This window comes from Erythrobacter sp. S259 (assembly GCF_057364965.1).
Genome location: NZ_CP200286.1, coordinates 480,849 through 505,287 on the forward strand (window position 1 = coordinate 480,849; position 24,439 = coordinate 505,287).

At 58.4% G+C, this 24,439-nt stretch carries 22 protein-coding genes; 19 read left to right on the forward strand and 3 right to left on the reverse strand.

The features are described 5' to 3' along the window. Positions 1-11: 11 nt before the first annotated feature. From mraY to AC0V60_RS02230, 19 genes are all read left to right on the forward strand, one after another. Positions 12-1,082, forward strand: coding sequence for a phospho-N-acetylmuramoyl-pentapeptide-transferase (mraY, locus tag AC0V60_RS02140; protein WP_486176909.1), 1,071 nt, complete (start codon positions 12-14; stop codon positions 1,080-1,082). A gap of 11 nt (positions 1,083-1,093) precedes the next feature. After that, on the forward strand, positions 1,094-2,503 hold the full coding sequence (gene murD, locus AC0V60_RS02145; protein ID WP_486176910.1) for a UDP-N-acetylmuramoyl-L-alanine--D-glutamate ligase: 1,410 nt from the start codon (positions 1,094-1,096) through the stop codon (positions 2,501-2,503). After that, on the forward strand, positions 2,500-3,741 hold the full coding sequence (locus tag AC0V60_RS02150) for an FtsW/RodA/SpoVE family cell cycle protein (protein WP_486176911.1): 1,242 nt from the start codon (positions 2,500-2,502) through the stop codon (positions 3,739-3,741). The genes murD and AC0V60_RS02150 overlap by 4 nt, the downstream gene beginning before the upstream one ends. Beyond that, positions 3,738-4,958 (forward strand): undecaprenyldiphospho-muramoylpentapeptide beta-N-acetylglucosaminyltransferase, encoded by a 1,221-nt coding sequence (gene murG, locus AC0V60_RS02155; protein WP_486176912.1) that lies wholly within the window; start codon positions 3,738-3,740, stop codon positions 4,956-4,958. The genes AC0V60_RS02150 and murG overlap by 4 nt, the downstream gene beginning before the upstream one ends. Next, positions 4,955-6,391, forward strand: a complete 1,437-nt coding sequence (gene murC, locus AC0V60_RS02160; protein ID WP_486176913.1) for a UDP-N-acetylmuramate--L-alanine ligase — start codon at positions 4,955-4,957, stop codon at positions 6,389-6,391. Before murG ends, murC begins: the two co-directional genes overlap by 4 nt. 8 nt (positions 6,392-6,399) lie before the next feature. Then, positions 6,400-7,383, forward strand: a complete 984-nt coding sequence (murB, locus tag AC0V60_RS02165; RefSeq protein WP_486176914.1) for a UDP-N-acetylmuramate dehydrogenase — start codon at positions 6,400-6,402, stop codon at positions 7,381-7,383. After that, positions 7,380-8,366, forward strand: coding sequence for a D-alanine--D-alanine ligase (locus AC0V60_RS02170; protein WP_486176915.1), 987 nt, complete (start codon positions 7,380-7,382; stop codon positions 8,364-8,366). The genes murB and AC0V60_RS02170 overlap by 4 nt, the downstream gene beginning before the upstream one ends. Continuing rightward, on the forward strand, positions 8,359-9,261 hold the full coding sequence (locus AC0V60_RS02175) for a cell division protein FtsQ/DivIB (RefSeq protein ID WP_486176916.1): 903 nt from the start codon (positions 8,359-8,361) through the stop codon (positions 9,259-9,261). Before AC0V60_RS02170 ends, AC0V60_RS02175 begins: the two co-directional genes overlap by 8 nt. A gap of 12 nt (positions 9,262-9,273) precedes the next feature. Beyond that, positions 9,274-10,623, forward strand: a complete 1,350-nt coding sequence (gene ftsA, locus AC0V60_RS02180) for a cell division protein FtsA (protein ID WP_486176917.1) — start codon at positions 9,274-9,276, stop codon at positions 10,621-10,623. Between the two features lie 181 nt (positions 10,624-10,804). Further along, entirely contained in the window at positions 10,805-12,649 is a 1,845-nt protein-coding gene (gene ftsZ, locus AC0V60_RS02185) for a cell division protein FtsZ (protein WP_486176918.1), read from the forward strand. A 92-nt stretch (positions 12,650-12,741) separates the two neighbouring features. Next, the gene (locus AC0V60_RS02190) at positions 12,742-13,050 is read left to right on the forward strand and encodes a hypothetical protein (protein ID WP_486176919.1); all 309 of its coding nucleotides are present in this window, start codon (positions 12,742-12,744) and stop codon (positions 13,048-13,050) included. Positions 13,051-13,102: 52 nt separating this feature from the next. Next, positions 13,103-14,386, forward strand: coding sequence for an SPOR domain-containing protein (locus AC0V60_RS02195; RefSeq protein WP_486176920.1), 1,284 nt, complete (start codon positions 13,103-13,105; stop codon positions 14,384-14,386). 196 nt (positions 14,387-14,582) lie between these two features. Further along, positions 14,583-15,089, forward strand: coding sequence for a type III secretion system chaperone family protein (locus tag AC0V60_RS02200; protein ID WP_486176921.1), 507 nt, complete (start codon positions 14,583-14,585; stop codon positions 15,087-15,089). 56 nt (positions 15,090-15,145) lie between these two features. Then, positions 15,146-15,958: a pyrroline-5-carboxylate reductase family protein gene (locus tag AC0V60_RS02205; RefSeq protein ID WP_486176922.1), complete on the forward strand. Its 813-nt coding sequence runs from the start codon at positions 15,146-15,148 to the stop codon at positions 15,956-15,958. 147 nt (positions 15,959-16,105) lie between these two features. Beyond that, positions 16,106-16,837 (forward strand): Bax inhibitor-1/YccA family protein, encoded by a 732-nt coding sequence (locus tag AC0V60_RS02210; protein WP_486176923.1) that lies wholly within the window; start codon positions 16,106-16,108, stop codon positions 16,835-16,837. A gap of 214 nt (positions 16,838-17,051) precedes the next feature. Then, entirely contained in the window at positions 17,052-17,999 is a 948-nt protein-coding gene (locus AC0V60_RS02215; RefSeq protein WP_486176924.1) for a hypothetical protein, read from the forward strand. Positions 18,000-18,204: 205 nt separating this feature from the next. Next, positions 18,205-19,263, forward strand: coding sequence for a GTPase ObgE (gene obgE / locus AC0V60_RS02220; RefSeq protein WP_486176925.1), 1,059 nt, complete (start codon positions 18,205-18,207; stop codon positions 19,261-19,263). Next, positions 19,248-20,390, forward strand: coding sequence for a glutamate 5-kinase (gene proB / locus AC0V60_RS02225; RefSeq protein WP_486176926.1), 1,143 nt, complete (start codon positions 19,248-19,250; stop codon positions 20,388-20,390). The genes obgE and proB overlap by 16 nt, the downstream gene beginning before the upstream one ends. Before the next feature lie 10 nt (positions 20,391-20,400). Then, positions 20,401-21,315, forward strand: coding sequence for an NAD-dependent epimerase/dehydratase family protein (locus AC0V60_RS02230; protein ID WP_486176927.1), 915 nt, complete (start codon positions 20,401-20,403; stop codon positions 21,313-21,315). 25 nt (positions 21,316-21,340) lie between these two features. Here the strand turns inward: AC0V60_RS02230 and AC0V60_RS02235 are convergent, their stop codons facing one another. From AC0V60_RS02235 to AC0V60_RS02245, 3 genes are read right to left on the reverse strand one after another with little or no spacing between them, the layout of a single operon-like run. Then, complete coding sequence (locus AC0V60_RS02235) at positions 21,341-22,123, reverse strand: phosphoadenylyl-sulfate reductase (protein WP_486176928.1); 783 nt, start codon at positions 22,121-22,123, stop codon at positions 21,341-21,343. A gap of 1 nt (position 22,124) precedes the next feature. Beyond that, positions 22,125-22,580, reverse strand: a complete 456-nt coding sequence (locus tag AC0V60_RS02240) for a DUF934 domain-containing protein (protein ID WP_486176929.1) — start codon at positions 22,578-22,580, stop codon at positions 22,125-22,127. Next, complete coding sequence (locus AC0V60_RS02245) at positions 22,573-24,204, reverse strand: nitrite/sulfite reductase (protein ID WP_486176930.1); 1,632 nt, start codon at positions 24,202-24,204, stop codon at positions 22,573-22,575. Before AC0V60_RS02245 ends, AC0V60_RS02240 begins: the two co-directional genes overlap by 8 nt. Between the last annotated feature and the right edge of the window lie 235 nt (positions 24,205-24,439).

Here is a 24,439-nt window from a genome sequence, read left to right on the forward strand (position 1 = left end):
GAGGGACTTTAATGCTCTATTGGATCGCAGAATGGTTGGGATTTGAGGGTTTTCTGAACCTCATCCGATATCAGACCTTCCGCTCAGGCGCGGCGCTGATGACGGCGCTGATCCTTGGCATGATCATAGGCCCCAAAATGATCAATATGCTGCGTGTCCGTCAGGGTAAGGGCCAGCCAATCCGCGAAGACGGTCCGCAAAGCCATCTTGCCAAGCGCGGTACGCCGACCATGGGCGGTTTGCTGATCCTTGTCTCGCTCTCGGTTTCGCTGCTCTTGTGGATGGACCTCAGCAATCCGTTTGTTTGGGCCTGCCTTGCGGTGACTTTGGGCTTTGGCGTGATTGGCTTTGTCGATGACTATGACAAGGTCACAAAGAACAGCCACGCAGGGCTTTCGGGGCGTGTCCGACTGCTGTTGGAATTCGCTGTAGCCGGCATTGCGAGTTATATCATCGTGAGCCAGATCAATACCAATCTCTACATTCCTTTTTTCTCCGACGTCGAAATTCCTCTGGGACCAGCGTATTACGTGTTTGCCGCCTTCGTAATGGTGGGCGCGGGCAATGCGGTTAACCTTACCGATGGGCTCGATGGGCTTGCGATCATGCCTGTAATCATTGCCAGCGGCACCTTTGCGATCATCGCCTATCTTGTGGGGCGTCCTGATTTCAGCGAATATCTCGGCATCCCTCACGTTGCCGGCGCTGGTGAACTCGCCATATTCTGCGCAGCAATCATGGGAGGGGGGCTTGCCTTTCTCTGGTTCAACGCGCCGCCTGCGGCAGTGTTTATGGGCGACACGGGAAGCCTTGCACTTGGCGGGGCATTGGGAGCGATTGCGGTCGCCTCCCACCACGAGGTTGTGCTCGCCATTGTGGGCGGCCTGTTCGTGCTCGAAGCGGTCTCAGTGATCGTTCAGGTGTTCTGGTTCAAACGCACTGGCAAGCGGGTGTTCCGCATGGCCCCAATCCACCACCATTTTGAACAACTCGGCTGGTCGGAAAGCAAGGTTGTGATCCGTTTCTGGATCATCGCAATTGTGCTCGCGCTGATCGGTCTTTCCACTCTCAAGCTAAGGTAGCGGCCTCCAAAGTGATTACGTCTACAGCCTTCGCCAACAAGCGCTACGCGGTCCTCGGGCTCGCGCGTTCGGGTGCGGCTGCGGCGGAGGCTTTGCTTGCAAGCGGGGCGAAGGTCGCGGTGTGGGACCGGCAGGACGTTGCGCGTGCGCCGTTCGAGGGACGCTGCGAGATTGCTGACCCGCTAGAAATAGATTTGGCCGGGCTTGATGGGCTTGTGGTCTCGCCCGGAGTGCCGCTTAACACCCATCCAATCACCGCGCATGCTGCCAAATTTGGCGTGCCAGTGATCGGCGATATCGAACTGTTTGCGCTTGCCCGCCCTGAGCTGCCGCCTCACCGCATTGTTGGTGTGACCGGCACCAATGGCAAATCAACGACCGTTGCTCTCACCCATCACATTCTTTCCATGGCCGGGCTGCCTGCATTGCTCGGCGGAAATATTGGCGAGCCTATCATGGGGCAGGAACCTCTTGAGCCGAATGAGACCGGTAGCGGGGTCTATGTCCTCGAATTGTCGAGCTATCAGATTGACCTCACCCTGCGCCTCGATTGCGAAGTAGCGGCGCTCACCAACATCACGCCCGATCACCTCGACCGCTATGACGGTTTTGCCGCCTATGCCGCATCGAAAGCACGGTTGTTCGAGATGCAAAGCGCGGGCGGTTTAGCCGTGTTCGGCTCGCTTAAAGAGCCTGCCGATGCGATAATGGAGCGCGAGCGTAATCGCCGCCCTGAGGGCCGCGCTGTCACAGCCGATATGGAAGCCATCGCTGACCTTCAGCACGAATGGCCAAGCCTACAAGGGCCCCACAATCTCGAGAATGCTGCCATGGCTGTTGCTATCGCAGAGGAGCTTGGCGTCACCAAAGCGCAGTGGCGGCACGCCCTTAAACGCTTCCGTAGCCTCCCGCACCGGATGGAGTTTGTGTGCGAGGAACACGGCGTGACCTTTGTGAACGACAGCAAGGCCACCAACACCGCCTCTTCTGCGCCTGCACTTGCAGCTTACCCGCCAAACGCAAGCATTCGCAGCGGCGCGCGGCGGGTTCATTGGATCGTGGGCGGATTGGCCAAAGAGGACGGTCTTGGTGCCTGCGAAGAGATGCTTCCCAACATTGCGGCAGCATACACAATTGGCGAGGCGGGCCCTCGCTTTGCCGAATTGCTCCAGGGCAAGGTTCCGCAGGTCGAGCCTTGCGAACTGGTGTGCGAAGCGGTTGCCCGCGCGCGTGATGCCGCTGAGCCTGGTGATGTGGTCCTATTCTCGCCTGCTTGTGCCAGTTTCGATCAATTTCGCGATTATGAAAACCGGGGCGACCATTTCCGCAAACTGGTGGGCGTTATTGCTGAAAAAGGGGACTGCGAACCTGCCGCCTTCCCCAACACCGATGAAGATTACATCAAGGGAGAGATAGCGTGAGCCTCTCTTACAACACGTCTGGTAGACCCTCCGTTAGGGGCGATGCGCGCTTCCATGCGCCTGTTGCAGTGCAGCGCGGTTTTGCTGACCGTGTGCTTATTTGGTGGCGCGAAATGGACAAGTGGCTGCTTGGCCTTGTTGTCCTTCTTATGGCGCTTGGCACGGTTGCTGTGGCAGCGGCATCGCCTGCGGGCGGCAAGCAATATGGCGTAGACGAATTCGCCTTTTTGCAGCGACACATCGTCTTTCAAGTCATGGGCCTTGGCGTCATGATTGGAGCCTCGTTCCTAAAGCGGGAAGACGCTCGCAGAGCTGGCATTCTTCTTGCCGTGGTCATGGTTTTCTTACTCCTTCTCGTGCCTTTGATCGGGGTGGAGAAAAACGGTGCGCGGCGCTGGCTTAATGTCGGCATGTCCTTGCAGCCTTCTGAGTTTTTGAAACCCGGATTTGCGATCCTGCTGGCATGGGTGCTTTCGTGGCGCATGCGCGATGAGCGCTTGCCAGTGGTCGCCTATGCGACGCTTGCGATGGCATTGGTCGCGGCGCTTCTGATGCTCCAACCCAACCTTGGTGCTACCATCTTGTTTGGCGGCGTATGGTTTGTGCTTGTGGTCCTCTCGGGCGTGTCGCTCGCCCGGATCGGGGCGTTGATGGGAACGATTATCGCAGGCCTGACGGCGGCCTATTTCCTTTATGACAATGCGCGTTACCGGATCGACAGCTTCCTCGGCGGGGGCACGGCCTATGACCAGGTGTATCTCGCCGAACGCACCCTGACCTCGGGCGGTTGGACCGGCAGCGGGTTGTGGCTGGGCACGCGCAAGATGCAATTGCCTGAGGCGCATACCGATTACATCTTTTCCGTCATTGGCGAAGAGTTTGGTTTGTTCGCCTGTGCGGTTATCCTTTTGCTCTATGTTGCGATCATCACCCGCGCTCTTGTCCGGCTGGTGAACGAGGAAAACCTCTTCGCTTTGCTCGCCGCTGCTGGCCTTGCCACATTGATCGGGGGGCAAGCCTTCATCAACATGGCGGTCAATCTGCAATTGTTCCCATCCAAAGGCATGACCTTGCCGCTGGTAAGTTACGGGGGATCATCGACGCTGGCGATTTGCCTAACCTTCGGACTGCTCTTAGCGATTACGCGTCGTAATCCTTTTCTGGAGCGGGAGAAGCCGGGCATCAAAGACCTGCTTGGGCGTTCTGGGAAATTGAGCAATCCTAAGGTGCAACAATGAGCAGCGAGACACCAACCGGGGCGAGCCGCCATTTCGTTTTGGCCGCCGGGGGCACTGGGGGACATTTGATCCCCGCCTTTGCCTTAGCAGACGAACTGCACGCGCGCGGTCACCATACGGCGTTAATCACTGATGAGCGCGGCGCAAATATTCCCGGTAAGCCTGAGTTTTTAACGGCCCATGTGCTGCCTGCGGGACGCTTTGGTAAGAACCCGCTGAAATGGGTGAGCGGCATTCGCGCCGTACTTGAAGGGCGCAATATGGCGCTGCGCTTGTTTGAGACCATCCAGCCTTCCGCCATCGTTGGCTTCGGCGGCTATCCGGCTTTTCCAGCACTGCTCGCCGCTAATGCTGCAAAACTGCCAAGCGCTGTGCATGAACAAAACGCGGTATTGGGCCGCGTGAACCGCCTGCTTGCCCGCAGCGTGGATGCGATTGCGACCTCTTATCCGCAAGTGGAACGGCTTAAGGCGAAATACTCGGGTAAGGTCCATCTGGTCGGCAACCCGGTGCGCGAAGAGGTCTTGGCGCTTAGGGATGAGGATTTTCCGGCACTAACCGACGAGGGCCTTCTTCGAGTTTTGGTCACGGGCGGATCGCAAGGGGCAAGCGTCCTTTCCGACGTGGTTCCCGATGGTCTCGCGATGTTGCCCCCGGCGCTTCGCTCGCGCCTGCAAGTGACGCAGCAATGCCGTCCTGAAGATTTGGACAGAGTGCGTGAGCGTTATACCAATCACGATATTCCCGCAGAGCTGGGCACGTACTTTGAGGATATGCATGAGCGGCTTGCAGACACGCATTTGTTTATCGGGCGCGCGGGCGCATCGACCATTGCAGAGCTAACGGCGGTGGGCCGTCCTGCGATTTTGATCCCGTTGCCAATTGCAACAGATGATCATCAGGCTGTAAACACGGCGGAAATCGTGAAAGCAGGCGGGGCGCGGATGATCCGGCAGGATGCTTTCACGCCTAAGGAACTGGCCAAGCAGATACAGGCGCTCGCGCAGAACCCGTCGAGCCTATCCAACGCAGCGCATGGCGCGTGGAATTGTGGCAGGCCCAAGGCTGCCAAGGAACTTGCGGACCTTGTCGAAAGCATGGGCGGCATCGACCTGATGGATGTGATCCGCGTGGGGGAAAGCGCACCTAAAGCAGCCGCCGATCAAACCAAGCCGCAAGCCGCCAACTGTGAGAGCAATGAGGATGCTGCTGCATGAAAGGTGTCGGCACCGATATTGGCACAATCCACTTCGTCGGCATCGGCGGGATTGGCATGTCCGGTATCGCAGAGGTGATGCACAATCTGGGCTATAGCGTCCAAGGCAGCGACCTTGCCGAGGGACCAAGCGTTGAGCGCCTTCGAGGGCGCGGCATCACAGTGCATATCGGACACGCCAAACAAAATGTAGAAGGCGCAGCAGTGGTTGTGACGTCCACCGCCGTTCGCCGCACGAACCCTGAGGTGGCTCACGCATTGGAAAACCGCATCCCCGTGGTACGCCGCGCTGAAATGCTGGCCGAACTGATGCGGCTCAAATCCACCGTCGCGGTGGCGGGCACCCACGGCAAAACGACCACGACTTCGATGATCGCAAGCCTGCTGGACAAGGGCCAAGTAGACCCCACCGTCATCAATGGCGGAATTATCGAGCAATATGGCTCCAATGCTCGGCTCGGTGATAGCGACTGGATGGTGGTTGAGGCCGATGAGAGCGATGGCAGTTTCCTGAGGCTCGACGGCACCATTGCGGTCGTCACCAATATCGACCCTGAGCACCTTGACCATTATGGCGATTTTGACGGGGTCAAACGCGCTTTTGTCGAGTTCATTCACAACGTCCCCTTCTATGGCGCTGCGATCCTCTGCGTGGATCACCCAGAGGTTCAGGCGGTCATTGGCGAAGTGCGCGACCGCAAGGTTGTGACCTATGGCTTTTCGCTTCAGGCCGACATTTGCGGGGTCAATGTGCACCCCTCTGATGGCGGCAACACCTTCGATGTGATCGTGCGCCAGCGCGGAGAAGAAGACCGCCGGATTGAAGGCGTGCACCTGCCTATGCCTGGGCGTCACAATGTGCAGAACGCTTTGGCCGCGATTGCGGTGGCGATTGAGATGGGATGCGCTGACGAGGTTATCCGCGAAGGCTTCGGCTCTTTCGGAGGCGTGCGCCGCCGGTTCACCAAAGTGGGCAGCATTGACGTCGAAGGCGGCTCGGTCAGCGTGATCGACGACTACGCTCACCACCCGGTTGAGATCAAAGCCGTCCTCGAAGCGGCGCGCGAAGCCGTTGCGTCAAATGATAATGGAGGCCGCGTCATCGCCGTCGCACAGCCCCACCGTTACACGCGTCTGCGGGATCTGATGGATGATTTCCAAAGCTGCTTTAACGAGGCAGATACGGTCTTTGTCACTCCTGTCTATGAAGCGGGCGAGGACCCGATAAGGGGCGTTGATGCAGAGGCGCTTGCCGCAGGACTCAGGTCACGCGGGCACCGCTCGGCGCAAACGACCGCCAGCCAAAGCGACCTTGCAGCAACACTTGCGACACAAATCGTACCTGGAGACATCATCGTATGCCTTGGCGCCGGGGATATCACTAAGTGGGCCGCTACCCTTGCGCCAGCTGTTTCAGCGATAAGCAAGACATGAGCTCCCAGATGAATAGCAACCAGCCCCATATCCAACCCGGCGATTGGAATGACAGGGACGATGGCCGCGCGCCGACTTGCACGGTCGAGGGAAGTGCGGGCGCGCCCATTCCTATCGAAAGCGTGCGGGGTAAAATTACGCCGGACGCGCCGCTGGCCAAACATGTCTGGTTCAAGAGCGGGGGCCATGCCGATTGGCTGTTTGAGCCAGCGGACTTGGACGACCTGAAAACCTTTCTCCAAGCGCTCGACCCGAGCGTCCCGGTAATGCCTTTGGGTGTGGGCTCCAATATGATCATCCGTGACGGCGGAGTGCCGGGCGTGGTGATTAAACTTGGCGTGCCCTTTGCTGAGGTCAAAGTGACCGGTGAGACTACGATTGAAGCGGGCGCTTTTGCTCCTGTTAGTGTGGTCGCACGCCGCGCGGCGAAGGCTGGCATTGATGGCCTGCGATTCTTTATCGGTATTCCCGGATCGGTGGGCGGCGTCACAAAGATGAACGGCGGATGTTATGGCCGCGAGACCTGCGATGTGCTGACCTCCTGCGATGTGATCCTGCCCGGCGGTGAGTTCGTGACGCTCACCAATGCGGACCTGGGTTATTCCTATCGCCACTCGGCCCTGCCCGAAGGCGCGGTGGTCGTCGCGGTGCGCTTTGAAGGCTTTCCCGGTGACGCAGATGAGATCAAGGCCGACATGGCGCGCATCTCCAACGCTCGCAAAGAGAGCCAGCCCATCGGTTCGATGACCGGTGGCTCGACTTTCAAAAACCCTGAGGGGCATTCGAGCTGGAAACTGATTGATGATGCTGGCCTTCGCGGCTTCACCCACGGCGGGGCACAGGTCAGCGAAAAGCACTGCAATTTCCTCATAAACACAGGCACCGCCACCTCGACCGAAATCGAGGAACTGGGCGAGCTGGTGCGCGAGAAAGTCTACGCCAATTCAGACATTCAACTGGAGTGGGAAATCCGCCGGGTGGGGCGGGTATGACGCCCCCCGCAAACCCCCTTCACATCGTCGTCCTTATGGGCGGCTGGGCGAATGAGCGGGAGGTCTCTCTCATGTCAGGCGCAGGGATTGCCGATGCGCTTGAGATGAATGGGCACCGCGTCACGCAAATCGACATGGACCGCGATGTGGCGGCCAAGATCGCTGCGGCCAATCCCGACGTTGTGTTCAACGCGCTCCACGGCGTTCCGGGTGAAGATGGGAGCGTCCAAGGGATGCTCGACCTTATGGGGATTGCTTACACCCACTCTGGCCTCGCGACCTCTGTCATCGCCATCGACAAGCAGCTGACCAAGCAGGCGCTCACCCCGCATGGCATCCCGATGCCGGGCGGTCGGATTGTGCCTTGCGAGGAGCTTTACGAGCGCGATCCCTTGCCGCGCCCTTACGTGCTCAAGCCCGTCAATGAAGGGTCGTCAGTGGGCGTTGCGATCATCACTGAGGACTCCAACGTCGGCAATCCGATTGCACGCGATGCGAAAGGCCCTTGGCAGGAGTTTTCAGAACTGCTCGCCGAACCCTTCATCAAGGGCCGCGAACTTACCACCGCTGTCATCGACGGGCCGGCGGGGCCACGCGCGCTCGGCGTCACGGAACTGATCGTCGATAATGGGTTCTACGACTACGAAAACAAATACACCGAGGGGCGCACGCAGCATGTGTGCCCTGCCAAAATCCCGGCTGAGATCGCAGCACTCTGCGAAGAATACGCCGTTAAGGCGCATCAAATTCTGGGCTGCCACGGCACCAGCCGCACGGACTATCGCTGGGATGAGGAATTGGGCGAAGAGGGCGTGTTCGTCCTCGAAACCAACACGCAGCCGGGCATGACCCCGCTAAGCCTCGTCCCTGAACAGGCGCGCCACGCGGACATTGGCTATGCCGAACTGGTTGAACTGATCGTGATGGAAGCGATCAGAGTGCATCAAGACAAGATCAAACGAGTGGAGGGCGCAAATGGCTAGAATTACGCGTTCAGGCACCAAGGGCGTCCGCCGCGCTGCCAAATCACAAAGCCGTGCGGCCACCGCGCGCCGCGCGAAGGCGAAGACTGGCGGTGTTCTCGACACAATCATGGGCTGGCTGCCGTTCACCGAAGAGCAGTGGAGTACGATCTGGCTCACTCTCATCATCGGCGGCGCTGTCGGTATCGCCTTCGTGATCGCCAACCTTGCCGGTGTTCCCGCCATGGCTAAGGCTCAGGTCGCAGTGCTCGCGTCGGATGCCGGGTTTGAGGTGAAACACGTCCGCGTCACCGGCACGTCGCGCATGGATGAACAGCAAATCTATGCCCGTGCTCTTGCGCAAAAAGACCGGCCAATGCCCGCGGTGGAGCTTGAGGCGCTGCGCGAGGAATTGCGCGAGCTTCCATGGGTCAAAGACGCGCGTATCTCGGTACAACTGCCCTCAACGCTCGTCATCGACATTGTTGAACGCACTCCTCACGCAGTGCTTGAAAAGCCCGACCGCATGATGCTGATTGACGCAGAAGGCGTCGAATTGGAACCGGTTGCCAGGGACAAAATCGGCGACGAAATGATCATCTCTGGTCCGGGTTCAAACATGCAGGTTGCACCGCTTGAGGCCTTGCTGGCCTCTGCGCCTGCCTTGGGTCCCCAAGTCGAAGCTGCTGAATGGGTCGGAAATCGCCGCTGGAACATTTCGTTCAAAAGCGGACAAGTGCTCGCCCTTCCAGAAGGCGCAGAGCCTTCCGCCACAGCTCTGGTCAAATTTGCACGCATGGATGGACAAAACCGATTGATCGGAGGGCAAGTCGCAACATTCGATATGCGCAGCCCCCCTCGCATTTACATGCGTGTGCCTGGCCGCGCCGACGCAGTTGAAATGACGGGGTCGTAAATAGGAAAAACAATGGCTCGCACTAAATCCGCTCCCAAACCCGCTCCTTCGAAAGCGCGCGCCGCACAGGCCAGATTGGCTAAAGTCTTTGGCGCAGTCAATGTGGGCTCATTCCGCATTTCGGCGATGATCATGGGCGAGACCGAGACGGGCGATCTTGTGGTTCTGGGCTCTGGTCACAGAGCAAGCAACGGCGTCAAGCGCGGTTATGTCACCGATATGAAGGCTGCGACATATGCCATTCGCGATGCGGTGGAGCGTGCGGAGAAGAACGCGGGCACCAATGTACAAAGCGTTTGGATCGCGTGCGCAGGTGCCGGGCTCAAAAGCACGATTTCCAAGGTCGAGATTGATATTGGCGGACGCAGGATTGAGGAAGAGGACATCGAACACCTCCTTCTTGAAGCGCGCGATATGATCCACCCTGATGGACGCAGCGTCCTTCACGCAATACCAGCGCATTACACTTTGGACGGCGCGCACGGGGTCGCAAACCCGCGCGGCCTTCATGCCGAACGCTTAGGCGTCGATATCCATGTAATGCTCGCGGACGGGGCGCCCGTGCGCAATCTTATGGAGGCGGTGCAAAACGCTCATCTTGAGGTCGAAGCCGTCGTCGCGGCGCCGCTCGCCTCGGGTTATTCCTGTCTGACCGATGAGGAACGCGATCTGGGAGTGGCTTTGGTCGAGATCGGCTCTGATGTGACCAATGTATCGGTGTTTGCGGCGGGAATGCTGCTTGGCCTCAAGTCCATTCCTCTGGGTTCCGGCGATATCACAGACGCCGTTGCGAGCGCTTTTGGCATCCGGCGTTTCCAAGCAGAGCGGCTCAAATGTGTATCGGGTTCAGCCATCGCTAGCCCAAGCGATCACCGCGAGATGATCCCCGTCCATGGCCCCAATGAGACAGAGGGTGTTGCTGGCACTTCGAATGCGCGCGGGGCCGATGACAAAAACCGGATAGCGCGCGCTGACCTCATATCGGTCATCACCCAGAGCCAATCGCAACTGATGGGAGAGATCGGCACGGCGCTCAAAGAATTGGGCTTTGCCGGTGTTCGCGGCGGTCAAGTTGTTCTCACAGGTGGCGGGGCAGAGCTCGCCGGGCTTGCCGACTTTGCACAAAGCGCGCTAGCGATGCCCGTGCGGATTGGCCGGGCACCGGCACTCACCGGTATGCCAGAGGCGCACGCGACGCCAGGCTTCTCAGGGCTTGCAGGACTGTGCCTCTATGCCGCTGTTGATCCGGTGGATATTCGCGCTGTCGGAAGCCGTTATGCTGAAGCGCACAATTTCGGCGGATCGGTTAGCCTGTTCACAGGCGTGTCGAGGTTGTGGCGGGCGCTAAAGGAAAACTTCTAAATTTAACCAAAATTACAATTGCTTGGTCGAAAAACGCATGCAAATCCAGCGCGCTATGGTTAAATACACTCTGTGGATAAGGAAGTGTTAAGTATAACAGACACATGATGAATGTGTCACAGAAGTCATACCTTAGGGCACGCGTGCATACTTAGCCCTAAAGGTCTGGAGGATTAAGGCCATGAGCATCAATATCGGACCAGCTGCAACTGACGATCTCCGCCCCCGTATAACGGTTGTCGGGATTGGCGGCGCTGGCGGCAATGCGATCACCAATATGATTGAGTCCGAGATCGAGGGCGTAGAGTTTATCGCCGCGAATACGGACGCGCAGGCGCTGAATTCCTCGCCTGCCGAAACTCGCATTCAGCTAGGCCCGGATATCACCGGCGGCCTTGGTGCAGGTGCGCGGCCCGAAGTGGGCAAAGCGGCTGCAGAAGAGACCGTTGAGCAGATCGAAGAGGCACTTGAAGGCGTCAACATGGTCTTCATAGCCGCTGGCATGGGTGGAGGCACCGGTACGGGCGCAGCGCCTGTGATCGCGGAGGCTGCGCGGCGCAAAGGTGTTCTCACCGTCGGCGTTGTGACCAAACCATTCCTGTTCGAAGGCACGCGCCGTATGCGCGCGGCCGAAGCGGGGATTGCTGAACTTCAGGAGCATGTCGACACTCTGATCGTGATCCCGAACCAGAACCTGTTCCTTGTCGCCAAGCCTGAGACGACCTTCAAACAGGCCTTCCAGCTGGCCGACGAAGTGCTCCAGCAAGGCGTACGCTCGATCACTGATCTGATCGTCAATCCGGGCCTTATCAACCTCGATTTTGCGGATATCCGCGCCGTGATGAGCGAGATGGGCAAGGCGATGATGGGTACAGGTGAGGGCGAGGGTGAAAACCGCGCGCTCAACGCTGCTGAACAGGCGATCGCAAACCCGCTTCTTGATGGCGTGTCCATGCAAGGTGCGCGCGGCGTGATCATCTCGATCATCGGCGGCGAAGACATGACGCTGATGGAGCTCGATGAAGCGGCCAACTACATCCGCGATCTGGTGGACGAGGACGCCAACATCATCTGGGGCAGCGCGTTTAATCCCGATATGGATAACAAAATTCGTATCTCCGTGGTTGCGACCGGCATAGAACAGATCGCTGGAGCTGAAGCACCGCGCGCTGCGCCGCAAAGCTTTGCAACATCGCGCACGCCGAAGCGGCCAGTGCTCGACCTTGCCGCGCAAACAGAGACGCAGCAGGAAGCCAAAGCCGAAGAGACGATAAGTGAGCCGGAACCCGAGGCTGATGCGCTCGGGGCTGCGCCCCGGATCCCGGTAATTCCGAATTCCGTTAATGATTCCCCCGAGGGCGAAGTGGAGGCGGGCGAGGCGGAGCCTGAAGCTGACACGGCCACGGACCTCATTGCCAAGAAAGGTCCAGCAGAGCCCTTCGATCTCTCCGGCATGCAGGCTGGCGACGACATGGGCGACGGGGACGATGATGTTGACGAGATCATTGACCCTCTCGCAGGGCTTCGCGGTGCAGACGATGATGATGCAGGTCATGGAGAAGAGGCGCTAGATCTCGGGGCTGAGTTCCAAGAAAGCGCTGCGGACGAATCGACCTCTGTGCAATGGGCTGCCGCGCAAGATGCCTCGACACATGACGGCGATGGCGATCTGCTGGCTGATGCTGATCGTTTGGCTGAGCGTAATGAGCAGGTTGAATCGCGCGGCGGATCTGGTTCTGACAGTAGCGCTGCTTCAGGCGGCGAATCTTCCGGCGATCCTGGCGATGGTTCTGACCGCAGCGGCTCTGCATCTGGTGGCTCAGCATCTGGCGGTTCTGCATCTGGTGGCAGTGCATCTGGCGGTTCTGCATCCGGCGGAGGGGCCACCCTGTTTGAGCGAATGGCCAATCTGTCTCGTTCTTCCGCAGGCGCTGATGATGAGGACGGCGAGGAGGACGAGGACGGCGATGATGATGCACCAGCGCTATCGATTCCCCGTTTCCTTGGACGTCAAAACAACCAATAACCGATTGCAAATAACATTGCCCGGTTCACCTCTCGGGCAGTGCCATTTGTCTTAAACGATGGGCCCTTGATGAATTGGGGGCTTTTCGCGGGTTGGTTAATGCTGTTACCTTCTGGTCTGTGAAACCTATTTATCTCGCTGCTTTTGGAAGCGCTCTTGCCGCTGGCTGTGCCATCTTTGGGGCGTCAGCGCTTCAGGCGCAGCAATCAACCGCCCGTGAGGTGGTGCAGCCTCTCCCCTCTCAGCAGGTGCAGCGTCTGAACCGCGCTTTGCTTGAATTGGCGCGCCGTCCGCGCAGCACTGCCGCGCTCCTTGAAGCAGGAGATGCCTCTGTTGCGGTTGACGATCTTGATGCAGCCATTGGCTTTTACGCGAGCGCAGCCGAGGCGTTCGCCCAATGACCCGCGCATCAAATTGGGCCTGGCAAGGGTGTATTTGCGCTCAGGCCGCCCCGTGGAAGCGCTCCCTTTGCTGGACGAGGCGCAAAACGCGGGCGCTGTACAGCGCGATGTGCTTGGTCCGCGCGCTTTGGCATTCGATCTGCTGGGAGATCAAGAAGCCGCTCAAGAGGTCTATGCATCTGCGATTGATCTATCACCTCAAGATGATGAGCTTCGTAGGCGCCTTGCGATCAGTCAGGCAATTTCAGGAGACGCGGGAGGGTTTCAGGAGACACTCGCTCCCTTGCTCGAAGCGCGAGATGTGGCTGCGTTTCGGGCGCGTGCATTCGGCTTGGCAATTCTGGGGGAACAAGAGCGGGCTGAGGGGATAGTCAATTCGGTTATGCCCCCCGATCTTGCAGCGCGTATCAATCCCTATCTTGCCTATATGCCGCGCCTCACCCCGGCTCAGCAGGCGGCTGCCGCGAACTTGGGCATTTTCCCAAAGGCGGCCGATATCGGACGCGAAGACCCGCGCATTGCTCGATTTGTTGCGGAGAGCGAGAGTGGTGCACTGCTTGAACCTCAAGGTGAACCTTTAGGGTCCCCGGCAAGGCCAGATACAGCGGCTGTAGTGGAAGGGGTTGCAAGCTCGTCAAGCATACCATCACCCGATCCTGAACCGGCCATGGTCGAAAGCGATGGGAGCCCAGGTCTTCCGCGTATCGCCATAAGAGAGGTTGAGACTTCTCTCCGGCCTGCAACGCGGCAGATTGAAGGTAGCACTCAGCCGGAACCTGCACCTGTTGCCCCTGGACCTGTTGCCCCTGCACCTGTCGCCCCTGCCGCAGTTGTGCCCGCCGCTATCGCAGATGCTCCTGTTGTTTCTGACCCAGTCCCAGCCCCAGAGCCTGTCCCAGATCCAGGCCCTGTCCCAGCCGATGTTCCCGCCAGTGTGGCGGATGCATTTGCTGATTTCGGCATAGCCGATACATCCCAGACCCAGCGGCAGGCCGATGCTGTTGATATCGCCGCAATCGAAGTACCACGTGAGGTCGTGCCTGCAGCTGAGGTAGCGCAGCCAGAGCATCCGCGCCGGGTCTGGGTGCAACTTGCAACGGGCCGGGATGTGCAGGCGCTCAAGTTTGATTGGCGGCGGTTTTCACGCAAAGCGGCCGATTTGCTTGGTGAATATGAGCCTCATGTTACCCCTTGGGGCAGGGCCAATCGCTTGCTTGCCGGGCCGATTGAAAACAACAACGAGGCGCGGCGTCTGATAAATGCCTTAGGTGAGAAGGGGATCGAAACCTTCGCCTATACAAGCCCTGAAGGCACTGAGATCAAAGAGCTTAAGTAGGTTTTTACATTCTTCCCCGGCTTTCTGTGCACAGGGTTTGAACAAGCCAAGAGACTTCTCCCCAAGACTTGGGGCTGCGGCGGATTGCCAAACGGCAAGATCAAGGTGCATCTCAGAAGCCGATGCAAAAGAGCCCAAAATCCCGGATCACTTTGGTCCAGATCTTACCTGCGAGCGATAGCACGCGAGGTGAAGCATGAGACCGCGCGAGCAGGAATACCCTTCCGACGATGATGCAGCGCCGATCGAGATGCTCGCTGCGCTGTTTGAAGCGCGCGGTTGGAGCAGCGAGATTGTCTCTGACGACGAGCTGGTAGGCGAGGTTCAGGGGAGCTGGACGAAGTACCAGCTGCGTGCGATCTGGCGCGCTCAGGACAATGTGCTTCAGTTCCTGTGTCTTCCAGATATTCGGGTAACGTCGGAAAAGAAGCCAAGCGCATATGAGCTTTTGAGCCTCGTGAATGAGCAGGTGTGGCTGGGTCATTTTGATATTTGGTCACAAGGCGATGTTTTGATTTACCGGCACGGTGCGCTTTTGGGGGATGATGGAATGCTCTCGATTACGCAGGCTCAGGCACTGGTCGAGAACGCGATTGACGAGTGCGACCGGTTCTACCCCGCGTTCCAATTCGTGCTGTGGGGAGACAAATCCCCGCGCGCCGCACTTGACGCTGCTATGGTTGACGCAGCAGGCGAGGCGTAACCATCGGCGGTGAAGCGATTGGCAGACTGTGAAGGGCATAGGCTTGGGTGGATTCAATGGCGCAGATCAAAAAACTTCTCATCATCGGCTGCGGCAATATGGCCGGGGCCATGCTGGCCGGCTGGTTTGCCGCTGGTTTTGAACGGTCGCGGTTCTCGATCCTAAGCAAATCGCTTGAGGAAGCCCCTGAAGGTGTCCCTCTTTACCGTGACGTGTCAGAGGCCATTGCAGTCGGTGACCATGATGCAGTGATGCTCGGTTTCAAACCCCAGCAACTCGGCGAGCGTTCGCCGGAAATTCAGGCGCTTACCGGGGAAGGTGTGGCGGTTTACTCCTTGCTCGCGGGGATCACCTTGGAGCAGCTTAAAGGAGCATATCCGGACGCCTCATCGCACATACGCGTGATGCCAAACCTTGCGAGCCGGGTGAACAAGTCTCCGATCATTCTTGCACAGGACGGGATGGACGAAGGTGAGCGCGAGGGTGCTCACGCGTTTTTCGATCCGCTCGGCACGGCGCTGTGGCTTGAGGATGAAGTAAAATTTGATCTTGTGACGGCGCTTGCCGGATCGGGGCCGGGCTTTGTCTACCGCTTTATTGATGCCTTGGCCGAAGCTGCGACCACTCTCGGCCTTGAAAAGACGCAGGCGACCGCGCTGGCTTTGACGATGGTTGAGGGCGCTTCTGCGCTTGCCGCGCGGTCAGAGGTGTCACCGGGAAAGCTGGCGGATCAAGTTGCAAGCCCGGGAGGCATGACCCGACAGGGTTTGAACGTACTCGATGCGGAAAAAGCACTCGTTGAGCTTCTCACCAAAACGCTCGATGCGACGGCCAAACGCGGCTCTGAGCTGTCTGCGAGTGTTGGTTGAAACGCTTCGTTAATTATATTTCGCTCTTATATGAATGACATTCGTCGAAACTCAACCGGTTTTGCTTGAAAACCGCGCGCAAAATGCCAATATTGGCCACATACGGCACGTATTCTCGTGTCATCATTGGAGACAAAGGGATCCAAAATGTCTGATTGGAAAGAGTCGCAACAATTTGGTTCTGTGCCCCGCGCGGGCGGAGATGTCGCCGGACGTGAGACCTATGATGAAGGTCTGCGTTCCTACATGCTTTCGATTTACAACTATATGGGTTCAGCGGTTCTGCTGACAGGCATTGTCGCAGCGGGCGCTGCGGCAACCGGTCTTGCATATGTTTTTGCAAACGGTCCGCTTATGTGGATCGTTGCTCTTGCACCGCTTGGATTTATCCTTGCGATGAATTTTGGCCTTCACAAAATGAGCCAAGGCACGCTCCAGATTGTGTTTTGGTCATTTGCAACCGTGATGGGTCTGTCCATGTCGACGATCTTCCTCATCTACACCGGCGAGTCTATCGCAGTGACTTTCTTCGCGACCGCCGCGGCCTTCGCAGGACTTTCGCTCTTCGGCTATACGACAAAGAAAGACCTGTCGGGCATGGGTTCGTTCCTGATTATGGGCGTAATCGGCCTGATCGTGGCTAGCATCGCCAACATGTTCATCGGCTCTGGCCCGCTTGCATTCGTGATCAGCGGCCTTGGCGTTCTGATTTTCGCAGGCCTCACCGCTTACGACACACAGCGCCTCAAGAACGATTATCAGTACCTGCGCGGGACTGATTTCATGGGCAAAGCTGTGATCATGGGTGCGGTTAGCCTGTATCTCGACTTTGTGAATATGTTCATGTTTCTGCTGAATTTTCTCGGTAGCCGCGAATAGTTAGCCTGCCTGTAGCAAGGCTCTGTCAGAACTACGAAAAGTCCGGGGCCTTACGAAAAGGTCTCGGACTTTTTCTTTTGTCAGGTGACATTCATGTCACCGGCAAGACAAAGCGAGCTTTGTGTAAGGTGCCTTTCACCAGACGCCATTGCACATCAAGCGTGTTCATATCATGGTGCAGCCCCGCAGGTTTGAGCGGGCAAGGGATAATAAAATGACAAGAGATCGCGGCAATTCAAAGATGTTTGCAAAACCAGATGCGCCTTTGAAAAGTACCCCAATTAAGATTGTGGGAGCAGCTCTTGCGGTCTCACTTGTTTCTGCATGTGCAACGCCTGCCCCGCCGCCGCCTCCACCGCCGCCGCCGCCACCAGCAGCCGAGCGCATCCCTTTCAGACCGCTGCCTCCGGGCGGGGCCTCCTATGTGATGACCATGCCGGGCAAGGATGCGAGCGGACAAAGGGAGACGATCAACACCGGAAGATCAGAGGATGAGGATATTTGGCACTTCCGCTCTGCTTGGAATGTTGCAGCGCTCAATTGCACGGCGGCTCAGTATCAGCCAATCCTGACCGGCTACAGCGCCTATATCAAAAAGCATGCGCGCGCGCTTAAGAAGGTGAATGACCGGATTGACCGGACGTATCGCCAGGAAAACGGCGGACGGCGTGCTGGTATCCTCGCGCGCGAGGCGCATATGACCTCGGTTTATAACTATTTCGCACTTCCACCTGCACGCGCTGGGTTCTGCCGCGCGGCGCTGGATGTCTCGAACCGCTATTTAGCAGCCCCTCCAAGCGATCCTTCAGTGTTTGCAAAAGCAAATTTTGCCGGACTTCGAACGCCATTCGAAACCTTCTTTAGCGACTATGAACGCTACCAGCGCGAGTCTGCGCAGTGGGACGCACAATATGGTGAGCGCTATGGAGCCTCGCAGCCGGGCTGGGTCGCAGTGCAGGAAGCGCAGGCCAACGGTATGGAAGTGCCAAGTGCCCAGAGTAACCCATCTTCGACCTTGGCCACGCCGACAACGGCTGCGGGGGCAGTCACGGATCAGCAAACCGGCGCTGATGTTCCGGTGGTGCCCGTTCAAGAGAATGTCGTCTCTCAGCCTGTGACTCAGCCGGTCACAAGTGACAGCGAAAGGGCTGGCTCAAGCTGACGCTGCGCTTGCGGTTGTTATGCGGGAGCTTTAGAGGCGACCAGACGTCCAACGCCAGACGGTTACATCGGTGACCGCGAGTGTGCCAAGACGTTTTTGGGCGTGCGCCCGCAGCCGAGCCTTAGGCCTTAATTGATTTGGGCAAAGGGGAAGGCGAGGAAAGCCTAAGGGGGCGAGGTCCCCGCCGGCGCTTAAGGCTAAAAAAATGCACTTTCTGGATCAAGCCAAAATCTATCTTCAATCGGGTGCCGGCGGCCCCGGTGCGGTTTCGTTCCGGCGCGAGAAATACATCGAATATGGCGGCCCCGATGGCGGCAATGGCGGCAAGGGCGGCGACATCGTGCTCGAAGCCGTTCAAGGTCTCAACACGCTCATCGACTTTCGCTATTCGCAGCACTTCAAAGCCAAGCGCGGCGCGCACGGACAGGGCAAAGACAAAACTGGGGCAAGCGCCAAGGACCTTGTGATCCAAGTGCCTGTGGGTACGCAGGTACTGTCTGAGGATAAAGAGGAAGTACTTGCCGACTTCACAGAAGTGGGGCAGCGCGAGGTCTTCCTTGAGGGCGGCATGGGCGGACGCGGGAATGCCTCTTACAAAAGCTCCACCAACCGCGCGCCAAGGCAGCACCAACCGGGTGAACCATCCGAAGAAATGTGGGTGTGGCTGCGCCTTAAATTGCTCGCCGATGTGGGGCTTTTGGGCCTTCCCAATGCGGGCAAATCGACTTTCATCAATGCGGTTTCGAATGCTCAGGCCAAAGTCGGACACTATGCCTTTACGACCCTCATCCCCAAACTTGGGGTTGTGCGTCACCGGCAGCGCGAGTTTGTGCTCGCCGACATTCCGGGCCTGATCGAGGGTGCAGCGGATGGCGCTGGCATTGGCGACCGGTTTCTGGGCCATATTGAGCGCTGCCGTGTGCTGATCCATTTGATCGACATTGCAGGCGATGATCCCGCACAGGCCATGGGCGTCGTGCGCGATGAGCTTGCCGCTTATGGCGCGGGCCTTGAGGATAAGCCGCAGCTGATTGCATTGAACAAGCTCGATTTGGCCGATGCGGAATTGGCCGAGGCGTTTTCTAAGGAGTTAGTCGAAGCGGGCGCGGACAAGGTCTTTACTGTGTCCGGTGCAAGCGGCGAGGGTATCGAGCAATTGCTCGACGCTGTGCTTTCCTATCTGCCTGACCGGACCTCTACTGAGACCAAGACGGTTGAGGTTGAAGACGAAGCTGAGGGCGAAGGCGAATGGTCGCCGATCTAAAGCCCATGGCGGTTACAAGCCTTAAGGATATTGCCGAGGCGCGGCGCATCGTTGTCAAAGTTGGCAGCGCGCTGCTTGTCCGCGATGGCGAGCCTGATACTGCGCTTATCCGCTCGCTTGCAAAAGACCTGGCGACCCTTCGCGAGAATGGTGCTCAGATAATTGTTGTCAGCTCCGGGGCGATTGCGCTGGGTGCCTCGCGTCTTGGCTTGCCCAAAGGCGGGCGGGCGAGCCTTTCTGATGCGCAGGCCGCAGCCTCTGTTGGCCAGGTGGCTCTTGCGCAGCTGTGGGCGGATGTTCTGGGTGCTCACGATATTGTGGCCGCCCAAATGTTGGTCACACTGGACGATCTTGAGGATCGCCGCCGTTACCTCAATGCTGCTGCGACGCTCGACCGCTTGCTTGAGGCGGGCGCGATGCCAGTGGTCAATGAAAACGACAGCGTTGCGACCGAGGAAATCCGTTTTGGTGACAATGACCGGCTTGCCGCGCGCGTGGCGCAGGCGGGCAATGCCGATGCGGTGCTGCTCTTGTCCGATGTAGACGGCCTTTATGACAAGCCGCCAAGCGAAGAGGGCGCGGCGCTGATTGAGCGGGTGGAGGGCGTGACGCCTGAAGTCATCGCAATGGCGACGGGCGAAAGCTCATCGGGCATGGGGTCAGGCGGAATGCTATCCAAGCTTCAAGCCGCCCGTATTGCAGAGCGCGCAGGGATCGCGCTTGCTATCATTAACGGCACGCAAAGCTCCGCGATCACTAAGGCGGTCGAGGCTGGTCGGGGCACGATCTTTCTGCCGGTGCGAAGCGACAATGCGCGCAAAAGCTGGCTTGGCGGGAGGCTAGCGCTCGAAGGCGTGCTGAGCGTGGACGAAGGCTGTGTGAGCGCGCTTCTGGCCGGGGCGAGCCTGCTTGCTGCGGGCCTTACCGAGGTCGAAGGCGAGTTTGCGCGCGGCGCTCTGGTGTCTTTGCACGGTCCCAAGGGGGAACGGCTGGGACAGGGCCTCGTCGAATATTCAAGCGAGGAATGCCGCGCGATCCTTGGCCTGTCTGGCGGAGAACAAGAGGCAAAGCTCGGTTATGCCCCGCGCGCAGCCGTCGTGCACCGCGATCATATGGTGCATGAATGAGACCTAAGGCATGACGAGAATTGCGATCACGGGAGCCACCGGCTTTGTGGGTAAGGCAACGCTTGATGCGGCCTTGCACAAGGCGATCAAGGTGCGCGCATTGACACGGCAGGCCTCGGTCCCGCGCGAAGGCGTTGAGTGGGTTTCCGGCACTCTCGACAACACCGCGTCCTTGGACGAGTTGGTGCAAGGCTGTGATGCGGTAATCCATATTGCGGGGCTCACAAACACGCCCAATCCGGGCCGGTTCGAGGCGGCCAATGTCACCGGGACCGCCAATATGATTGCGGCGGTGAAGGCAGCCGGGATAGAACGCTTCGTATTCGTATCCTCGCTTTCGGCGCGCGAACCGGACCTATCGGCTTACGGCGCATCCAAGGCGCGCGCAGAGAAGCTCGTGGAAGACAGCGGCCTTAACTGGACCATCGTGCGTCCTCCAGGCGTCTATGGCCCGGGCGACAAGGATTACCTCGACCTTTTTAAAGCGGCCAAATTAGGCATTGTTCCCGTGCCGCCAGAAGGAGCAAGCTCGCTTATCCATGTCGAGGATTTGGCGCGGTTATTGTTGGCGCTTGTGCCGCTTAACCCCAAAACCAAGGGCCAAATGTACGAGCCATGGGACGACAATGCTTATGGCTATACGCATAAGGATCTCGCCAAGATGATCGGCGAGGCGGTGGGCAATCCCAATGCGATTGCCGCGCCGCTCCCGCCTCAAATCATGCAATGGGGCGCAAAGCTCGACGGGTTGATCCGCGGCGGAAAAGCCAAGCTAACCGAGGATAGGGTTGGCTATATGCTCCATAAGGATTGGGTAAGCGACCTGCGCCGCGCGCCGCCGATTTCGATCTGGCAAGCGGTATGGGACGGCGAGGCTGGCCTCAAAATGACCGCCGAATGGTACAAGGACAAGGGCTGGCTCTGACGCGCTTGGGCCTACCGCGATTGGCCTACAGAAACGGTTCCTCGCCCGGCTTATGGATGCCGCATTCGGTTTTGTCCCAGCCTTTCCACCGGCCTGAACGCGGGTCTTCGCCCGGAGCCACCTTGTGGGTGCAAGGCTCACAGCCAATGCTCGGGAAACCGCGCGCGACCAGCGGGTGGCGGGGAAGGCCGTGTTCCTCGAGATATGCGGCGATGTCTTCAGCCGACCAGTCGATCAGCGGGTTAATTTTTAAACGGCCTGCCGCATCCGAAGTGTCCACTTCGAAGCGGGGCAAATTGGCCCGTGTGGCCGATTGAAAACTCTTGCGGCCAGTGAAGCTTGCATCAAAGCGGTCGAGCGCCTTCTCCAGCGGCTTTACTTTGCGAATTTCGCAGCAACCATCGGGATCATAAGACCAGCGCAGGCCCGTTTCGTCTTTCTTCGCCAAGTCCGCCTCGTCAGGCGTCAGGATTTGCAGATTGGTAAGGCCGAGCCGCTCAACCACCGCATCGCGGTATTCGATTGTCTCGGCAAAATGCTTGCCGGTATCGAGGAAGATTACGGGAATATTGCGATCAACTTCGGCCAAGAGATGAAGCAGAACAATGCTTTCTGCACCAAAACTAGAGACGGTCGCGACATCGCCTGCAAGCGATCCCTCGATCACGGCTTTAAGCATTTCCCGCGTCGAAGAGCCACGGAACATACGGTTAAGGCGCACAGCGTCATGCTCGGTGAAACGCGGTGACACATCGAGGGTGTCGACTTTGCGTTCTTCCATTGCAGCGGGGGACTCTGGCTTGGTCATGTCAACCTCCGTGCCGGATTTGTGGAATTGTCCGGCGGCCATCTCCGGTGGCCTGATATACGTTTTCCCACGTCGCAAAGGCGCGAGTCGCGTCTTCCTCGTTGAGAGGCTTTTGCGGGGCAAAGGCGTCAAAGCCGCAGCGGCGCATGTGGCTGAGTTGGTCAATGCCCACATCGCCCACCGCGCGCAGTTCTCCGGTGAAACCCGCTTCGCGCAAGATGCGGGCAGAGGAATATCCGCGCCCGTCGCCAAACGCGGGGAAGTTGACCTCGATCAGAGCCAAACGGCCGAGGAAGGGCAGCAGCACGCGCGCATCATCGCCCGGTTCGATCCGGACAGCGGTGGCATTCGTTTGGTCGCAGCATGCATCGACTTTGACAGCTGCGTGGTCGACGACTTCGTCATCGCGAAAGCGGAATTGCACTTCGTCGGGGGACGTGCCGAGTGGATTATCCATAAAGCGCCTCCTTGAACGGAGCCATGCCGATACGGCGATAGGTGTCGAGGAAACGCTCGCCTTCTTCGCGGTTGGCGAGATAGACATCGGTGACGGTGTCGACCGCTTCGATCACGCCGTCTTCGGTAAAGCCGGGGCCGGTGATTTTGGCGAGGCTGGTGTCCTCCGCCTCAGATCCGCCGAGCGAAAGTTGGTAGTTCTCAAGGCCCTTTTTATCGACACCAAGGATGCCGATGTGGCCTGCGTGGTGGTGCCCGCAGGCGTTAATGCAGCCGGAGATTTTAAGCTTCAATTCGCCCAGTTTCTCGGTTTTACCAGAGGCATCGAAACGCTCTGAGATGCGCTGTGCAAGCGGGATCGAACGCGCATTGGCGAGTGCGCAATAATCGAGGCCTGGGCATGCGATCATGTCCTCAATTGTGTCGAGGTTAGGCGCGCCGAGATCAGCGGTCTCAAGCGCAGTCCAGAGCGCGTGTAAATCGCCAATCTTCACATGCGGCAGCACGACATTTTGCGTGTGCATGATACGCAATTCGTCAAAGCTGTACTGCTTGGCGAGCTTGGCCATCAGGCGCATTTGGTCGCCGGTTGCATCGCCGGGGATGCCGCCAACGGGCTTCAGCGAAATCACCGCTGAGACATAGCTATCGTGCTTGTGACGATTGGTGTTGCGGTCCACCCAAAGGGCAAAGTCAGGATCGGAGCGATCCACCTGCTTGGACCCTTCTTCAAACGCAGGATCAGCAAAGAACGGCTTGATCCGCTCCAATTCCTCACGCGGCGGCTCAACGCCTTGTTCGAGCATATGCGCGAACTCGTCTTCGACCTGGCGAACATACTCGTCGCGGCCCAGCTCATGGACGAGAATCTTGATGCGCGCCTTGTACTTATTGTCGCGGCGGCCATAGCGGTTGTAGACGCGAAGGCACGCCTCGGCATAGGTGATCAACTGATCGAGCGGCACAAAGTTGCGGATCATGGGCGCGATCATGGGAGTGCGGCCCATGCCGCCGCCTGCAAAAAAGCGCGCGCCGATTTCGCCATCATCGTTCTTGACAATCTGCACGCCGATATCGTGCAGGCGCATCGCAGCACGGTCTTTCTCGGACGCAATCACGCAAATTTTGAACTTGCGCGGCAGGTAGGTGAACTCCGGGTGGAAGCTCGACCATTGGCGCATCAGCTCAGCATAAGGACGCGGGTCGACCAGCTCGTCATGGCTCGCGCCTGCGAAGTGGTCGGACGAGATATTGCGGATGCAATTGCCCGAGGTTTGGATGGCATGCATTTCGACCTTGGCAAGGTCTGCCAAAATGTCGGCTGTGTCTTCCAGTTTGATCCAATTGTACTGGAGGTTCTGCCGCGTGGTGAAGTGACCATATCCGCGGTCATATTTGTCCGCGATATCGCCCAGCACCGTCATCTGCTCGCTGTTGAGCGTGCCATAGGGAATGGCCACACGCAGCATATAGGCGTGAAGTTGCAGATAGAGCCCGTTCATCAAGCGCAGCGGCTTGAACTCGTCTTCTGAGAGCGAACCTTCAAGGCGGCGGCGGGCCTGATCGCGGAATTCTTCGACACGGGCATCGACCATCGCTTGGTCATATTGGTCATACTTATACATTAAGGCATGTCCTCAAGGTTAAATCTCGCCGAGACGGAGCCAAAAGGCCTTGGTTTTGAGGCGTGAGGAGTGAGCGATGCCACAGCATCGTGATTGACGAACAACGCTGAAATCGGGGCCTTTTGGCCCGCCGCCAAAGCGGTCAAACTCTCAAGCAAACTGGAGGGCGTCGCCGCTCTTGTCCGGGCAACCAGCCCGGCCCGCGTGCCGCTCCTTCCCAGAGTACTTGAGAGTT

Bases quoted from the DNA above. Each gene is read 5' to 3' on its own strand.
- mraY (WP_486176909.1), top strand. From the start codon at position 12: ATGCTCTATTGGATCGCAGAATGGTTGGGATTTGAGGGTTTTCTGAAC.
- murG (WP_486176912.1), top strand. From the start codon at position 3,738: ATGAGCAGCGAGACACCAACCGGGGCGAGCCGCCATTTCGTTTTGGCC.
- murC (WP_486176913.1), top strand. From the start codon at position 4,955: ATGAAAGGTGTCGGCACCGATATTGGCACAATCCACTTCGTCGGCATC.
- murB (WP_486176914.1), top strand. From the start codon at position 6,400: ATGAATAGCAACCAGCCCCATATCCAACCCGGCGATTGGAATGACAGG.
- AC0V60_RS02170 (WP_486176915.1), top strand. From the start codon at position 7,380: ATGACGCCCCCCGCAAACCCCCTTCACATCGTCGTCCTTATGGGCGGC.
- AC0V60_RS02175 (WP_486176916.1), top strand. From the start codon at position 8,359: ATGGCTAGAATTACGCGTTCAGGCACCAAGGGCGTCCGCCGCGCTGCC.
- ftsA (WP_486176917.1), top strand. From the start codon at position 9,274: ATGGCTCGCACTAAATCCGCTCCCAAACCCGCTCCTTCGAAAGCGCGC.
- ftsZ (WP_486176918.1), top strand. From the start codon at position 10,805: ATGAGCATCAATATCGGACCAGCTGCAACTGACGATCTCCGCCCCCGT.
- AC0V60_RS02200 (WP_486176921.1), top strand. From the start codon at position 14,583: ATGAGACCGCGCGAGCAGGAATACCCTTCCGACGATGATGCAGCGCCG.
- AC0V60_RS02205 (WP_486176922.1), top strand. From the start codon at position 15,146: ATGGCGCAGATCAAAAAACTTCTCATCATCGGCTGCGGCAATATGGCC.
- AC0V60_RS02210 (WP_486176923.1), top strand. From the start codon at position 16,106: ATGTCTGATTGGAAAGAGTCGCAACAATTTGGTTCTGTGCCCCGCGCG.
- AC0V60_RS02215 (WP_486176924.1), top strand. From the start codon at position 17,052: ATGACAAGAGATCGCGGCAATTCAAAGATGTTTGCAAAACCAGATGCG.
- obgE (WP_486176925.1), top strand. From the start codon at position 18,205: ATGCACTTTCTGGATCAAGCCAAAATCTATCTTCAATCGGGTGCCGGC.
- proB (WP_486176926.1), top strand. From the start codon at position 19,248: ATGGTCGCCGATCTAAAGCCCATGGCGGTTACAAGCCTTAAGGATATT.
- AC0V60_RS02230 (WP_486176927.1), top strand. From the start codon at position 20,401: ATGACGAGAATTGCGATCACGGGAGCCACCGGCTTTGTGGGTAAGGCA.
- AC0V60_RS02235 (WP_486176928.1), bottom strand. From the start codon at position 22,123: ATGACCAAGCCAGAGTCCCCCGCTGCAATGGAAGAACGCAAAGTCGAC.
- AC0V60_RS02240 (WP_486176929.1), bottom strand. From the start codon at position 22,580: ATGGATAATCCACTCGGCACGTCCCCCGACGAAGTGCAATTCCGCTTT.
- AC0V60_RS02245 (WP_486176930.1), bottom strand. From the start codon at position 24,204: ATGTATAAGTATGACCAATATGACCAAGCGATGGTCGATGCCCGTGTC.